The 15,416-nt window shown below is 41.6% G+C and carries 12 protein-coding genes; 9 read left to right on the top strand and 3 right to left on the bottom strand.

Annotation, left to right across the window (positions count from 1 at the left end):
- Nucleotides 1-81: 81 nt before the first annotated feature.
- Nucleotides 82-423 carry an ArsR/SmtB family transcription factor gene (locus L4C54_RS06290; protein ID WP_428807940.1) on the bottom strand — a complete coding sequence of 114 codons (342 nt, stop codon included), beginning with the start codon at nucleotides 421-423 and terminating at the stop codon, nucleotides 82-84.
- Between the two features lie 204 nt (nucleotides 424-627).
- Between L4C54_RS06290 and L4C54_RS06285 the strand changes: the two genes are divergently transcribed.
- A complete protein-coding gene (locus tag L4C54_RS06285; RefSeq protein ID WP_428807503.1) occupies nucleotides 628-1,302 on the top strand; it encodes an ankyrin repeat domain-containing protein in 675 nt (224 codons plus the stop codon).
- A 156-nt stretch (nucleotides 1,303-1,458) separates the two neighbouring features.
- Here the strand turns inward: L4C54_RS06285 and L4C54_RS06280 are convergent, their stop codons facing one another.
- Entirely contained in the window at nucleotides 1,459-2,886 is a 1,428-nt protein-coding gene (locus L4C54_RS06280) for a methyl-accepting chemotaxis protein (protein ID WP_428807502.1), read from the bottom strand.
- Nucleotides 2,887-3,367: 481 nt separating this feature from the next.
- Between L4C54_RS06280 and cspE the strand changes: the two genes are divergently transcribed.
- Nucleotides 3,368-3,580, top strand: coding sequence for a transcription antiterminator/RNA stability regulator CspE (cspE, locus tag L4C54_RS06275; RefSeq protein ID WP_120032071.1), 213 nt, complete (start codon nucleotides 3,368-3,370; stop codon nucleotides 3,578-3,580).
- 82 nt (nucleotides 3,581-3,662) lie between these two features.
- On the opposite strand, the gene L4C54_RS06270 is transcribed toward cspE, so the two are convergent.
- On the bottom strand, nucleotides 3,663-4,520 hold the full coding sequence (locus tag L4C54_RS06270; RefSeq protein ID WP_428807501.1) for a helix-turn-helix domain-containing protein: 858 nt from the start codon (nucleotides 4,518-4,520) through the stop codon (nucleotides 3,663-3,665).
- Between the two features lie 123 nt (nucleotides 4,521-4,643).
- On the opposite strand from L4C54_RS06270, the gene L4C54_RS06265 reads away from it, so the two are divergent.
- The 7 genes from L4C54_RS06265 (at nucleotide 4,644) to L4C54_RS06235 (ending at nucleotide 15,310) form a co-directional block, all read left to right on the top strand.
- Nucleotides 4,644-7,196 (top strand): glycoside hydrolase family 3 protein, encoded by a 2,553-nt coding sequence (locus L4C54_RS06265; RefSeq protein WP_428807500.1) that lies wholly within the window; start codon nucleotides 4,644-4,646, stop codon nucleotides 7,194-7,196.
- Nucleotides 7,197-7,239: 43 nt separating this feature from the next.
- The gene (locus tag L4C54_RS06260) at nucleotides 7,240-9,603 is read left to right on the top strand and encodes a GH36-type glycosyl hydrolase domain-containing protein (protein WP_428807499.1); all 2,364 of its coding nucleotides are present in this window, start codon (nucleotides 7,240-7,242) and stop codon (nucleotides 9,601-9,603) included.
- Nucleotides 9,604-9,935: 332 nt separating this feature from the next.
- Nucleotides 9,936-11,486 (top strand): sulfatase-like hydrolase/transferase, encoded by a 1,551-nt coding sequence (locus tag L4C54_RS06255; RefSeq protein ID WP_428807498.1) that lies wholly within the window; start codon nucleotides 9,936-9,938, stop codon nucleotides 11,484-11,486.
- A 144-nt stretch (nucleotides 11,487-11,630) separates the two neighbouring features.
- Nucleotides 11,631-12,776 (top strand): anaerobic sulfatase maturase, encoded by a 1,146-nt coding sequence (locus tag L4C54_RS06250; RefSeq protein WP_428807497.1) that lies wholly within the window; start codon nucleotides 11,631-11,633, stop codon nucleotides 12,774-12,776.
- Between the two features lie 37 nt (nucleotides 12,777-12,813).
- Nucleotides 12,814-13,731, top strand: a complete 918-nt coding sequence (locus tag L4C54_RS06245; protein ID WP_428800047.1) for a LysR family transcriptional regulator — start codon at nucleotides 12,814-12,816, stop codon at nucleotides 13,729-13,731.
- 85 nt (nucleotides 13,732-13,816) lie between these two features.
- A complete protein-coding gene (locus L4C54_RS06240) occupies nucleotides 13,817-14,638 on the top strand; it encodes an AraC family transcriptional regulator (RefSeq protein ID WP_428807496.1) in 822 nt (273 codons plus the stop codon).
- 90 nt (nucleotides 14,639-14,728) lie between these two features.
- A complete protein-coding gene (locus L4C54_RS06235) occupies nucleotides 14,729-15,310 on the top strand; it encodes a GNAT family N-acetyltransferase (RefSeq protein ID WP_428807495.1) in 582 nt (193 codons plus the stop codon).
- Nucleotides 15,311-15,416: the final 106 nt, after the last annotated feature.

Raw genomic sequence — 15,416 nt, 5'->3', positions numbered from 1 at the left:
CGAATATCGTCGATTGACGATTAAAGAGTTACTAAAGAGGAAGATAGAGATTCTTTTAAGAATGTTATCTTCCAATATCTATTAGTTAAAAATCCCAGAAAACAATGCTGAGTAAGTCTCTATTTTCTCACGATTAACTCGATAACACATTCTTGGCGGGTTAGGTTCCGCGGTAATAAATTCCGCTTGTTTTAGAATGCGTAAGTGCTCTGATACTGTTGATTGTGCAAGCCCCAACTCAGAGACTAAATCACTATTTAAGCAGCCGCCTAAGTTGTCCAACGTGAGCAGTATCTTTAAAATTCTGACGCGAGCAGGATGAGAGAGTGCTTTTGATAAGGCAGCAAAACTATTTTCTTGAGCTAACTCTTGCTCTGTAGTAGAAAATGCAGCCGAATTGGTGTTAGAACAGGCAGTATTCATAAGTAGTTCATAGTTAATCGTCGAATTGCGATTAAATATACTCTCTTCAAATTTATCGATCAAGTATTCTCTTCCTCCGTGATCGTTTGCAAAGCAACTGATTAATTATTGTTATAAGTTTGACGAATAAAGAAGTCTTATGAATAATTTGTCACTACTTTGTTGTTAACAATAATCAGGCTTTTGCCGACTAGGAAAGTACGTATGTTTAATTCTGCTTTAGAAACGATTAATAGATTACTGACCACCATTGCGTTATTGATGGTCATTGCTTACGGATGGCAACACGCTTTTAGTCCTAGAGCAAAGAATGTCCAGATGATTCAAGAGGCTGGGTACAATATAGATAGCTCTTCATTAACAGATGCCATCATGTATGGTGATGAAAACATTGTGAAAGCATTATTGAATTTTGACTTGGACCCCTCAAGAGCAGATATTGATGGTTATACACCACTGATATTGGCTGTCGAATCTGAACAGTCAGAAGTGATTGACTTACTGATAAGTAAAGGGGCAGATATAAATGGCATTGACCCTGAAGGTGGGTTTCCAATCTGGTATGCAGTTGATTCTGGAAACTTGAAGTTGATTAAGCAATTGGTTGGTCATGGAGCATCGCTTAACGAGTTAGACGATCTCAAACAAACCATCCTTATGTATGCGTCGTCTGAAGGGAAGAGAGAGTTAATTGAATTGGGTATTCAGGCAGGAGTGTCGCCAATGAGTCAAGATTTGGAAGGGGACACGATGCTTCACTATGCGGCTTATGGCGAAATGTATGAGACGTATGAATGGATTGCTGACCAGTTTCCTCAATTAATCGGTGTGAAAAATACTGATGGATTTACAGCTTTGGATATCGTGAGTCTAAATTAGGTCGCTCTGTTGCTTCACTGGTTCATTAGTCCCTAATCAAAATGACAAAGGCTCCCTAGTTCTTTCATTTTCGAAAGTTCTCGGGAGCCTTTGGGCTATATGAGAGTTACATTCTCATTTTGGGTCTCGGCTCATAACATCAAAGACGTAGTTTAATTAAGTACGATAACGCGTTAACACTTTCCCCAATTCACGGGAAGACTCCGTAAGATTCGCGACCCCGGATAAAGATTGCTCTGCAACGCCCTTTAGCGTATTCGATTGGGTTCTAATATCGGACAGCTCACTGGCTATATCGTTGGCGACTGAGCTTTGCTCAAGCGCGGATGTGGAAATCTGAACACTCATATCGTTAATATTTCGCGCAGAATCAGCGATGAAATTAATGTCATCACCAATGTTTGTGATTATATCTCGGCTGTTTTGAGCTTGATTTACCGTTTGCTCAGTAATGGACGCGATACTTTGACTCTCATTTTGCAGCTTTTCAATCATGGCTTGAATTTCAACGGTTGCTGCTTGTGTACGGCTAGCAAGGGTGCGAACTTCATCGGCAACGACTGCAAAACCTCGGCCTTGTTCACCCGCGCGTGCTGCTTCAATCGCTGCATTAAGTGCCAGTAAGTTGGTTTGCTCGGAAATACCGTTAATAGTGGTCACGACATCACTAATTTGCGCTGTGTTATCGTTGAGCGTTGCTGCTGAGCTAGAAGCCTGTGAAATATAATCAGACAGTTGAACGATCTGCTGGATTGCTTTTTCAACGCGAGATCGACTCTCATTAACCTGAGCGCTGTCTTGTTCGGTTTGCTGAGTCGCTTGGTTGGCAATCGAAGCGACTTCTTGTGCCGATGCCGTCATTTGTTCCATAGCAGTAGCAACAGAATCAAGTGATGAATATTGATTATTAATCTGTGCTTCACTCTCTTTCATTTCACGCTCGAAAGAACTTGATGTCTCCCCAAGCTTAGTTGAGTTACTTTTTACCGTATCAACCAGTTGAGAAAGGGTGTCCATTGCGTTATCCAGCGCGCAACCAATCGTTCCGAATTCATCCCGACCTGCGTGAAACCCAAGACGAGATGTTAGATCACCTTCTGATATCTTTTCGGTTGTTGAATACAATACCCATAGCGCACCACCAATAAATGTCGCCACCCAATAAACAAAAAGAGCAAAAGGTAGAACCCAAAGGTAGCTAAGAGCAAAAGAGCCTCTAGCTGAGCTGAGCATGGTGTTGTATCCGGTAGAAAAGTTTTCTGTTAGCTGATAGGTGGTACCGGATTTATGTTGGCCGTTAACCGTCACTACGCCATTGTTATAATGAGACTCACTCATTCTAGATGTCGTTGAAAGGCCGCGAATAGAAGAGGTATCAATATTGTCAGAAGCTAGAATGCCAGTCAGTTTGTATTCCGCTGCCATAATAGACTGCGCTTCAAATTGATCGACGGTGTAATAATAGCGAGCCCCCGCAATACACGTTAGGGTTGTTAAGAAAAGGGCAAAGACCACCCACATTTTGTCGTTGATCGACATTTTAATAAACAGGCGATCAATCGTTCGAAAATCCACTTCTTTCATAGAAAGCTCCATGCACAAAATTTGCAGACATTTTACAAATCAATGAAAATCATTAGTGAGATGTACATCTCAAATCTATGTACTGAATGTTTTCTGTTGCGTAATTTATGTGATCTGCGTTGGTAGGAGCTTGTGTTTTGGTATTAACAAAGAGGTTAACAAGACTCATTTCTAATCAATTTGGCTTTCAAAAGACGTGCTAGATACAAATTGGTATCTGTATACGACTGTTAATGTTGAAAATTTAATAAAAATTAAAAAAAGTACTGTACATAACGATTTCAGACGTTATTATATTCCGCAGTTGTTCAGAGAGTTATTAAATGCAGCATCAAGTACAAGTAAAACTTCCACTACTAGAACCACGTTTTTGTAGCTAGGCGTTTCCCTTTTATTTTAGCGTAACATGATATAATTCAACACATTAACATACTGTTAATGTTGAACTTTTTCTTAAATATAAATAAATAAGGGACATCACATGTCTAACTCAATTACTGGTACTGTAAAATGGTTCAACGAAACTAAAGGTTTCGGTTTCCTAACTCAAGATAACGGCGGCGCAGACGTATTCGTACATTTCCGTGCTATCGCATCTGAAGGTTTCAAAACTCTTAACGAAGGCCAAAAAGTGTCTTTCGAAGTAGAGCAAGGCCAAAAAGGTCTTCAAGCTAGCAACGTTATCGCTCTTTAATTAGACGCTAATGTCGTAAGCTTATTACGAATAAATGAAAGGTCGCCATTGGCGGCCTTTTTTATGTCTGCTATAAAATGCCTTAACGAAACTGTCTTGGGCTTGAGCCGTATTGGCTTTTAAAGCACTTAGAGAAATAATTGCTGTCCGAAAATCCGCACTGTTCCGATATAGCTTGGATAGACAAGTTCATATCATCCTTAAGTAACCTCGCTGCATGTTTAAGTTGAACCTCCCGAATGTATTGATTAGGTGAGGTCTGGAAGAACTGACGAAACAACCGCTCTACCTGACGTTTACTAATAAAAGCCGCTTTACCGATGGCTTCGCTGTTCAATTGAGTACTAGAAAAGTGCTGTTCTATATGAACAAGCGCTCGGCTCAGTGCTAGTGTTTGCTGATTATTGTCTTGTGATCCACCTTGATATGTTCTGGAAAGGTTAATCACTAACTGTTGCATAAGCGAAGAGAGCATGAGTTCAAACCCATTGGGTGCGTTGTTGTATTCAAAATCTATTTGGTTAAGCAGTTCTTCTATCCGACCTAACTGGACGAGATCCAGAGTGAGCTTTGCTTGGTACTCGCTAGTTTGCCTAGCAATAGGCTCAACGTTAAATAGCGCTTGATAGCCTGGCAACAGTTTTAGTTGAGGGGATTCAAATAGCGGTGCTTTTGAATCAAACATTAGATTGATAATTCGTAGATTGTTCACATCTTTAAATCCGTGCTCTACTTCCCCATTGATTACAAATACATCTCCTTTATTCAATGGGTATACATGCCCGGCAACTTGGTGCTTTCCAGAACCATCAAAAACGATAAACAACTCTGAAAAATCGTGCTTATGAGGTGCAAAGTCATGGTCGTGGTAGCCATGATCATACGCAAATTGAATGTGTTTATGTTTCTGGTGTGACTTGAGCTGGTAAGTGGTCACCATGTCGCAATATTCCTTTTTATTGTCGCTATTTTGGTAGAGTTGGAAATTCTAGAATTTTAAACTAATCCCAACAAGTGTATTTCGCACATTTCCTGTTTAGAAGTCACAAATGGATTTTTTATTATGACGACCCAATTCCAGACACCGTATTTCTCTAGTTGGCCCAAAATCCAATCAGAATTTTCAGTTGAGTCAGAGATGGAAGCTGAGATAGCCTCTATTGTTGACTTGATGACCAATGAAGAAAAGGTCGGTCAGATGATTCAACCTGAGCTTAGAGAGATCACTCCCGAGGAGGTTATCCAATATAAGATCGGGTCTATTTTAAATGGTGGTGGTTCATGGCCGAGCGGTAATAAGCACGCAACTGCAATCGAATGGGCTGAAAAGGCCGATGAGTATTGGCTTGCCACTGAACAGGCTTTTAAAGGTCGACCATTTCGTATCCCCTTTGTCTGGGCGACAGATGCAGTTCATGGCCATAACAATGTTTTTTCATCAACAGTATTTCCTCACAATATCGGCTTGGGCTGCGCGCGAGACCCCGAACTAATTCGGACAATTGGTCGGATTACTGCACTTGAAATAGCTGCGACGGGTCTTGATTGGACATTTGCGCCAACTGTTGCAACGCCGCGTGACCTCCGCTGGGGCCGTGTTTATGAAGGCTACTCTGAAGATCCTGAAATTACTTATGCTTACGCAGGTGAAATGGTTAAAGGTCTACAAGGTAATAATGAGGAATTGAAAGACGAACACCATGTCATTTCTAATGTAAAACATTGGGTTGGTGATGGCGGTACGTTATCAGGTATAGACCGTGGGATTAATAGCTACAGTGAAGATTTGCTTAGGAACATTCACGCAATGGGCTACTTTAGCGGTTTAAATGCAGGTGCTCAGGTGGTGATGTCATCGTTTAACAGTTGGGATGATGGCAATAACTATGATCACGATACCGCGACATCTGGATCTTACAACAACAAAATTCATGGCAGTAAATACTTATTAACAGATGTACTTAAAGAGCAGATGGGCTTTGATGGGTTCGTTGTTACCGACTGGAATGGTCACGCTGAAATAAGCAAATGCAGTGATGAAGATGCGAGTTATGCGATCAATGCAGGTAACGATATTTTGATGATACCGGTTCGTCAGCATTGGCAGGCGGTATACCACAAGACCTTAGCCGATATTGAATGTGGCGTGATTTCAATATCTCGAATTAACGACGCTGTATCACGTATATTACGAGTGAAAATGCGTGCTGGTTTGTGGGACAAGCCACAACCTTCAAAGCGAGAACTCGGTGGGAATCAGTCAATTCTTGGGGCAGATGAACACCGACAGGTGGCTAGGGAAGCAGTACGAAAATCACTCGTCCTGCTTAAAAATAAAGAACAGATAATACCGCTAAAACGTAATCAACGTATCGTTTTAACGGGAAGCGCAGCCAACGATCTACAAAAACAATCGGGTGGTTGGAACCTGACTTGGCAGGGCGACGAAAACTTATTCAGTGACTTCCCTGGTGCGACAACGGTGAAAATGGGGTTAGAGGCTCAGCTTGGTAGCGAGAACGTTATTTATGACCCTGAATTAGAGACAAAGCTTGTTGCCGGAGATACCGCTGTTGTGGTGTTTGGCGAAGATCCTTACGCCGAGATGATGGGTGATATCAAAGCGTGGCAAAGCCTAGAATTCTCTAAACTAAAGCGTAGTTACGCTGCAGATTGTGAAAAAATCACTCAGCTTCACAATGCTGGCGTTAAAGTTATTTCGATTTTCTTTAGTGGTCGCCCTTTGTACTTAAATGAAGAGATTGCTCGTTCGGATGCATTTATTGCTGCATTTCTACCGGGCAGTGAAGGGCAGGGGATCATTGATGTTTTGGTTGCCGATGAAAATGGTCAGCCTAACTACGATTTTGAAGGTGTACTGTCATTTAGCTGGCCAAACAAGAAATCGAGTACAACTGTTCATCGTATCCCGACGCATATTCCCGAATATCAATTACCAGCCAATGAACAACATCCTGACGGTGAGCACGCGCCCTTGTTCGAATATGGCTATGGCTTGAATTACAGCAAGAAGTTACAAGCACGAAATCTCGATGACATTGAACTAGATATGAGTACTGATGTAACCCTTACAAAGCAAACCCATATCTTTGGTGTGCAAGCTACCATAGGCGATTACCAGTGTAGGGTAGCCGATGTCGCAAATCCAACTGGCGTCGAAGTTTCGAGAAATAACTCAATTGAGCTAGCAACCTTAACCACCAATCCAGTCAACTATCAACAGCAGCAAGATGCGATAGAACTTACCTTTAAAGAGGGCGGGAATGTTCTGTATATTGAAACGACTAACCCCGATGGTGAAGATCTTAGCCGATACCAAACAGGCGTGATTTCATTCGAATTGAAAGTATTAGAAGCGGCGAGTGATGATGTGATCGTTACCTTAGCTAAGCCAGCTGACGATATCGACAATGCAGTTAAATACGTACTAAATAGAGTACTAATTAAAGAGTCTGAGGAATTTGTACAAATTCAGATCCCTTGCCAGCACTTTTCTTATGGTGGTTTGGATCTAACAAACTTGAAGACAGTTTTCTCATTCGCAAGCCGAGGAAGCTTTAAAGCCGTGATGGCGAACGTGTGCTGGCAAGCATAATAACCTTTAAACCAAAACGAACGAAGCGTAAGAGGTTTCATTGATGTCTAAGTTTATCGATAACGGAAAACGGTTTTCTCTCACAACACCAACTGAATTGCCCAACTCAGCAGGATACCTATGGAATCGTCACATGATGATTCATATGAACTGTCAGGGCTATGCCGTTGCTCAGTACATGAACCCAGAACCCAAGAAATATGCGCATGTCCCGGCCCTTGCGGCAACTAGCTTCATGCAACCCGAGCAACCCTATTTTGCACACCATCCGGGTCGGTTTTTCTACTTGAGAGATGACGAGAGTGGCGAGCTGTTTTCTGCTCCGTTTGCACCTGTGAAGGCTGGACTAGATTCGTTTAAGTTTGAACCGGGACTTTCCGATATACGTTGGAACGTTGAGCATATAGGTCTTCGTATTGAGGTGACTTTAACGCTAAGTGAAACCCATGTGGTCGAGCTTTGGAATGTGAAGGTGACTAATTTACATGACCATAATAGAAGTGTATCGATTATTCCCTACTTTCCGGTAGGTTACTCTTCATGGATGAACATGGGGGCGCATTTCGACCATGAATTGAACGCGGCTGTGTGTACCTCGATCACGCCTTATCAAAAACTTGAGCAGTACGAAAAGAATAAACACCTTAAAGATATTACGTTTCTGTCATCAGATTTGACGCCAAGTTACTACGAGCTAAGCCAGCCTGCGTTTGAAGGGCAAGGTGGGTTACATAACCCTGACGCACTAAGCGAGGGTAAGAACTTAACCAATGGCGATGCTATTTATGAGATCCCAGCGTGTACACTGCAATTTTGTGTCGAGCTTGAAAAAAATCAATCGAAAGAGTTGAACTTAATGTTTGGCCCTGCAATTGATAAAAAAGAAATTGCAGCGATTAAGGAAGCACATAGTGGAACTGCTTTAAATGAACAGCGTGAAAATTACCGACAGTATATCGAATTAGGTAATGGCGTTTTAAACGTCAATACACCAGACAATACCTTTGATGATTTCGTTAATCACTGGCTACCAAGACAGGTTTATTATCATGGTGATACCAACCGATTAACGACCGACCCACAGACGCGAAACTATCTTCAAGATGGTATGGGAATGGCGTATGTAAATAGTTCTGCGACTAAAAAGGTCATACTAACGGCGTTTGCACAGCAAAAAAGTGACGGTGAAATGCCTGATGGTATTTTGCTAACACCGGAAGCCGAACTGAAATACATCAATCAAATTCCTCATACTGATCATTCAGTTTGGCTAGCCATTATTTTACAGGCTTATCTGAATGAAACGAATGATTGGTCGATATTGGACCATCAACTTCCATGGGAAGATGACGAATCAACTGCCACAGTGTTAGAGCACATGAACCGAGCGATGGCACATTTATGTGCTGCACGAGACGAGCGCGGTCTGCCTTATATTGCTCAAGGCGATTGGTGTGATCCCATGAACATGGTAGGGCCAAAAGGCATCGGTGTTTCTGGATGGTTAACGCAAGCGCTTAGCTACGCGTTACAATTGTGGATAGAGATATCTGACAAGCGTAATGATCAATCGGTAATAGCGAGTTTTGAAAAAACAGTCACTGAGCTACAAGCTCTTACCCATGAATATTTTTGGAAAGGTGATTGGTATGCGCGTGGCATTACCGATGATGGAGTCACCTTTGGCGTTCCTGAAGATAAAGAAGGGCGTATCTTTTTGAATACTCAAAGCTGGGCCTTCTTAGCGGATATCCCAACAAATGAACAGAAAGAAAAGATGCTCCAATCGGTAGACGATCAGCTTGATACCCCTTATGGCGTAATGCTGTATGCCCCTGCATTTACCCAAATGCGCGAAGACGTGGGCCGCGTAACTCAGAAGTGGCCAGGCTCTGCGGAAAACGGATCGGTTTATAACCATGCGGCCGCGTTTTATGCAGCTAGTTTATATGCAATTGAAGAGGCGGACCGAGGGTTCTCTGTATTACGAAAAATGCTGAGCGATCATAATGATGAAGGATTTGAGCGTCGAGGCCAGCTGCCTGTCTACATTCCAAATTACTATCGTGGTGCCTATTATCAGTACCCAAGCAAGGCGGGTCGTTCGAGTAATCTGTTTAATACTGGGACAGGCGCATGGTTTTATCGCATGGTGATCGAGCAGATGTTTGGTTTAAAAGGGTGTGAAGAAGGGCTTTCTATTTCACCGAAACTACCCTCTCATTGGGATGAGGTATCGGTAACACGCGAGTTCAGGGGAGCCACCTTCGAAGTGAACTATCTTCGTTGTGATGACGTGACAACAGCGCAGGTTTGGCTAGAAGGAAATAGACTAGAACATAATATTGTTACGGAAATAGAGACTGGAAAGCTCTATGAAGTAACCGTTCGCTTGGCTAGGTGTTAATAACGAAATAAAATAAATGAATCAAAGGTTATAGCACCGCAAAGGGGCAGGCTTATTTAATTTAAGTCTGTCCTTTATTCGTATTGGCTCTTCCTAAACAAGATTGAGAAGAATGAAAAACAGTCTTTTTGCATTACAGATTGACGCAAGCTAGAAAGAACGATTGAACTATTAGTGCTAATGTTAGCTGCCTTTATTGATATGTAAACGGTAGCTTAATGATTATTTTAAATAGATATAAGCAATCGCTATTAGTAATCTAAATAGTCGTTATATCGCTTCTTAATTGAATTATTCTTTATTATTTCTCTGTACAGTAACGGAGAAATTCAATGCAAACCCCTTCTAAATTTGTAAAAAATGTTCTTGCGGTATCTATTGCTGCTTCCACAACATTCGCGGCTTCCCCTGCGCTCGCGAAAGCCCCCAATATTGTAACGATCATGCTAGATGATGTTGCTCCTATGGATATCTCAGCGTATCACCGAGGTTTGGGAGCGATCAAGACTCCAAACATTGACCGTATCGCTAAACGTGGAGTTATGGTCAGTGACTATTATGCGCAGAGTAGCTCTACTGCGGGGAGAGCCGCTTTTATCACAGGTCAGTACCCATTTCGTTCAGGCTTAACTTCTGTTGGTCAACCGGGTTCAAAACTAGGGTTGAAAAAAGAAACCCCAACGCTTGCTGAACTACTAAAGCTGAAAGGTTATGACACAGTACATGTCGGTAAATCTCATTTAGGTGATAACAATAGTCACTTACCTACGGTACATGGATTTGACGAGTATTATGGATTTCTTTATCACCTCAATGTGATGGAAATGCCTGAACAACCAGAGTTCCCTAAAGACCCCAATTTTGTAGGTGTGCCTCGTAACGTCATTCACTCTATTGCGACAGCAGAGTTTGATGAGACTGTTGACCCTCGTTTTGGCGTAGTCGGTAAGCAAAAAGTGACGGACAAAGGCAGTCTAGGTAAAGAGCGAATGAAGCTCATCGATGAAGAGTTTTTAGATTTCGCTACGGATTGGTTGGATAAACATGAAACCAAAGATGATGACAAACCTTACTTCATGTGGTTCAACCCGTCTCGAATGCACACCATTACCCATGTTAGAAAAGAGTATGAAGGCGCGAGTCAGACATCAACTTACTATGATGCACTTAAAGAAGTAGATGACCAAATAGGAGTCTTACTTAGCAAGCTGGAATCTCTTGGAGAATTGGATAACACCATTATCTTATTTACGTCCGATAACGGCGTAAATATGGATCATTGGCCTGACGCTGGTGCGGCTTCATTCCGTGGGCAAAAGGGCACGACATGGGATGGTGGTTTTCGTGTACCTATGTTGGTTAGTTGGCCAGAAAAGCTACCAAAGGGAGAGTATGTGGATGGGTTAATGTCTGCAGAAGATTGGTTACCAACGATCATGGCTGCAGTCGGAGAGCCTAATATCAAAGAAGAGTTACTCGAAGGGAAAGAGATTGAGGGTGTTGAACGTATCGCTCATATCGATGGATACAATCAATTAGATATGCTTTCCGGTAAAGGTGACAGTAACCGCCGTGAATTTTTCTTCTATAACGAAAGTGACTTGAATGCAGTTCGTGTGGATGAATGGAAAGTGCACTTAAGAACTAAAACTACCTGGACAGAACCTGCGAAAGAGTGGCCTTTTGGTGTGTTGGTCAATATAAAGGCAGATCCTTATGAACGTTCTCCTGATACTTCAGGTTGGTATCATTGGATGAAACAAAAATCATGGGTTCTACCTTACTTTTATAAGAGCATTAATCAGTATCAACGGTCATTGAAAGCTTACCCACCGGCTCAAAAAGGCACTGGTGTTGGTATGGGTAACGATACGATCGATTAAGTCAGACACATAATCGTTTGAGCATATTGTGCCTCTATTTATAGGGGCACGATTTACGTAGTGGATACAAAATATCAGCCTAAATAATCACAGGCATTTCCTTTTCGAATCAATACTTCAAAACAATTTTTAATGAGAGCATCTATGACAACGCCTTTGCCTTATAGCTTATCGATCAAACCTGTCGGTTCAAACTGCAATCTCGATTGTAGCTATTGCTACTACCTTGATAATCAATCCGGGTGTGGTCCTGTCATGGGTGATGATGCGCTCGATTTGGCTGTTCAACAACATATTGAATCTCAACCGGTTAACGCACCCTTAGTAGATTTTATTTGGCATGGCGGAGAGCCGTTATTACGTGGAAGAGAGTTTTATGAACGAGCCATAAAACAGCAACAACGCTGGGCCGAGAAAAAAGAGATAATTAACACGTTTCAAACTAACGGAACGTTGATTAACCATCGCTGGGCCGAGTTTTTTAAAAAACACAATATTATGGTGGGGATAAGCATAGATGGGCCTAATTTACTAAATGATATTGCTCGAATTGATCTCAAAGGGGAATCGAGCTTCGAGAAAACCATGCGAGGTGTTTCTCTACTGAAAGAGCACAACGTCGAGTTCAATACTCTAACGGTGATCAATAATCGAACTTATAAACATGGCGCTAAGATATATCAATTTCTAAAAGAGAGCGGAAGTCCATACCTTCAGTTTCAACCGTGCCAAGATCATGAGCTAGATCGTCGCTCTGAATATGATTGGTCATTGACAGGTGATCAGTGGGGGATATTACTTTGCGATGTCTTTGATGAGTGGTGTAAGCAAGATATAGGTAAAGTCTATGTACAGTTTTTTGAAAACTGTTTAATGATATTAATGGGTAAACCTAGTCAAATGTGTCATCACAGTGAAACTTGTGGCCAGCAGCTAATGATGGAAGCCAGTGGTGATGTTTTTAGTTGCGATCACTTTGCTTACCCAAAATATAAAATAGGTGAGTTAGGTGACACTACACTTCAAAGTTTAGTGAACAGTGAACAACAGCGTCATTTTGGTGACGATAAAAAAACACAACTAAACCAAGAGTGCCAACAATGTGATTTCTTAGCAATGTGCCAGGGAGGTTGTCCAAAGAACTGGACAAGTAAAACTTCGAAAGGTGAGGATATCAATGCATTGTGTTATGGGTATAAAAAGTTTTTTAATTATGCGCTTCCACGTTTGTTAAAAATGGTTGATGCGATGCTGAGTGGTTATTCTCCACAATACTACGCGCTTTTTTAAGTTAAACTGACCTTATGGCAAGTAACGATTTTCTTCTATGAATAAAGACTACAACCTACTACGGTTGCTGATGGTATTATATGAAACTCGCCAAACAGTAGCCGCAGCAAGAAAGCTGAATATTAGTCAACCAACAGTAAGTTTGATGCTAAAAAAATTGCGAGAGCAGTTTTCTGATGAGCTATTTGTACGCAACAAAAACATGCTAGAGCCAACGGAAAAGTGCACAGATATAGTGGACAGAATACCAGCTTTGATTGACCAAATTGAACAGCTATATGCGACGAATGAACCATGGGGCATAGAACAAATGAAAGGGGAGATCACGTTCCTTTTTCCCGCTACATTGATGGCCCCGATAGCGGCACCCCTCGTGGCTAAATTGACGGTTGTTGCGCCTTTATTAACGGTGACTTGCCATCCATGGGAGCCTAATAGTTTACGAAATTTAGAACAGACTAGGAATTACTGGGGTGTTGGTTACTTGCCCTTAGCGACAAACAAGAATGTTGTTGAAATGTCATTACCAGACGATAAGTTTATGCTCGTCACTCGAAAGGGACACCCTTTAACGGCTCCTGTTGTTGAAGAGCTATTGAAATTTCCACTCTGTGTCAGCGTGATTCCCGGTTACATAGAAGCATCTAAAGTTGAGATGTTGATAAAAAAACACAAACTCGAGAAGAATGTCAGTGTACGTTCAAGTGATTCGAGTATGATGCTAGAGCTAATTCATTTAAGTGACACTATTGGCGTAATGTCGATTAAAAATACCCCTCTCATCACTGACCGATTTGATACATATCCACTGCCTAAAGAGTTTTACCAAGAGACGTTCCGCCGTGAGTGTGCGTTGTTTTGTCATTTACGAGATAGAAATACACCATTTACAAACTGGATTTTTCAAGAATTGACGACCATGATGCGAGTAGATGATGAGTCGAGCGCCCGTTAGTCTTAATTATGAAATAATTTGGCGTGGAAAGATTTATTGTACAATCTTAGCTGATTAGCATGAAACCTAATTAAAAGAGGTCTGTATGATTACTTGGAAGCATCAAATTGAGTCGATAAAGCACTTAGTCGATTGGGTATGGTATTTGGATGTCTTGGCCAACGATACAATTGATTCTATGCCTCAGCTTGTTCCCAATGTAAATGCTCATTATATCGTTACGCCTCGTGCGCAATCTTATGATTATAAGAGTAAGACTGATCATTTCTCGGGTATCGGAACGCACCTCCTCACGGCAAGTACTCAGACATTAACCTTGAATGATCATGCGCCATTAACGCGTCTTGGCATTCGTTTTACACCTACCGCTTTGTATCAGCTGAATAAGCCTCAAGCAGGATTAATAAATCAGTGTCTAGATATTGATTGGTTAGAGCTGCTATTACACCCTAACTCTTATCAATCGCTAATTGTAGATTCTAATAAAGATGAGTTGTTAGCCAAAGTTGAACAAGACTTGTCACCGTTAATAGAGTTAGCGCAATCTGATAGTTCGGTTGTACTTGTGGAAAAAGCCTTAACGCTAATTGAAGACAATAACGGATTATTGACCAGTGAATTTCTGTCGGAACGTTGCTTTACGACAAAACGCACTTTAGAAAGAGCGTTTAAGAAAGTAGTTGGTTTGAGTATTAAGCAGTATCAAATCATTATTAAATTTGAAGCTCTGTTTATGCATGTATATCAGAACCCAAAACAAGCTGACTGGGCAGAACTAGCCAACCAGTTTGGTTTTAGTGATCAACCGCATCTAATTCGTCAAATGAAGCAGGTACTCGGTGTTACGCCCTCAGGATATTTGAATGCCAGAGATCTGGTCATTGATATCTATGGAGACTTTGAGTAGAGCGCCTTTATACATAATGTCGCAAAAGTTCAATCGCAGTAACTTCGGGTTCGCTATGATGCTGTCAATTTCAAAGAGAAGGTAAAAACAGTGTCGATTACAAACTTTAAGCAAGGGAAAGACACCCCGCTAAGTGATGAATTTACTATCCGTTTAATTACTCATGATGATCTTCAAGACATCGTGACTATGCTCGGTAATCCCAATGTCGCCAAGTATCTATTTTTTGCACCAGCGCCAGTGGAAATGTATCACGGTTTTTTCAATCCAATCATCGAGAATACTAAAGAGTCTATTGAAAGAGGGGAGTGGCCAGAGAATCCAACGGCGATTATTCGAGATCGACAAGGGCGCTATATGGGGATGACAGGGTTGCCATCAGTCATGTTTTTACAGGGGAATTTTGAGGTAGGCTATCAACTATCTGAGCATGCTTGGGGGCAGGGGATCGCGACATTAGCGTGCCAATTTATGACCCAACTAGCTTTCACACAACTAGATGCGCATAAAGTAACAGCAGATTGTTATTTAGGTAATGTTGGTTCCTATAAAACAATGGCTCGGTGTGGGTATCAACATGAAGGCACACAAAAAAATTATTACAAACTAGAAGAGGGATTTGAAGACCGAGTTCACTATGGAATAACCAAAGAGCAGTTTGACGCGTTGTAGGTTGAAAGATATTCACTCGAAACAGTCGTGAATCAGACTCAAAAAAGCCAGCCTAGGGAGTGGCTGGCTTGTTCATATTTTGACTAAATTATGGATTTGATGGTAA

The sequence above is a fragment of the Vibrio lamellibrachiae genome (assembly GCF_050337265.1).
Lineage (GTDB): Bacteria > Pseudomonadota > Gammaproteobacteria > Enterobacterales > Vibrionaceae > Vibrio > Vibrio kyushuensis.
The sequence above is the reverse complement of the archived record's forward strand: the minus strand, read 5'-3'. Positions and strand labels throughout refer to the sequence as shown.

Coding starts and splice junctions, on each gene's coding strand:
- L4C54_RS06290 (WP_428807940.1), bottom strand. CDS start 423: ATGAATACTGCCTGTTCTAACACCAATTCGGCTGCATTTTCTACTACA.
- L4C54_RS06285 (WP_428807503.1), top strand. CDS start 628: ATGTTTAATTCTGCTTTAGAAACGATTAATAGATTACTGACCACCATT.
- L4C54_RS06280 (WP_428807502.1), bottom strand. CDS start 2,886: ATGAAAGAAGTGGATTTTCGAACGATTGATCGCCTGTTTATTAAAATG.
- cspE (WP_120032071.1), top strand. CDS start 3,368: ATGTCTAACTCAATTACTGGTACTGTAAAATGGTTCAACGAAACTAAA.
- L4C54_RS06270 (WP_428807501.1), bottom strand. CDS start 4,520: ATGGTGACCACTTACCAGCTCAAGTCACACCAGAAACATAAACACATT.
- L4C54_RS06265 (WP_428807500.1), top strand. CDS start 4,644: ATGACGACCCAATTCCAGACACCGTATTTCTCTAGTTGGCCCAAAATC.
- L4C54_RS06260 (WP_428807499.1), top strand. CDS start 7,240: ATGTCTAAGTTTATCGATAACGGAAAACGGTTTTCTCTCACAACACCA.
- L4C54_RS06255 (WP_428807498.1), top strand. CDS start 9,936: ATGCAAACCCCTTCTAAATTTGTAAAAAATGTTCTTGCGGTATCTATT.
- L4C54_RS06250 (WP_428807497.1), top strand. CDS start 11,631: ATGACAACGCCTTTGCCTTATAGCTTATCGATCAAACCTGTCGGTTCA.
- L4C54_RS06245 (WP_428800047.1), top strand. CDS start 12,814: ATGAATAAAGACTACAACCTACTACGGTTGCTGATGGTATTATATGAA.
- L4C54_RS06240 (WP_428807496.1), top strand. CDS start 13,817: ATGATTACTTGGAAGCATCAAATTGAGTCGATAAAGCACTTAGTCGAT.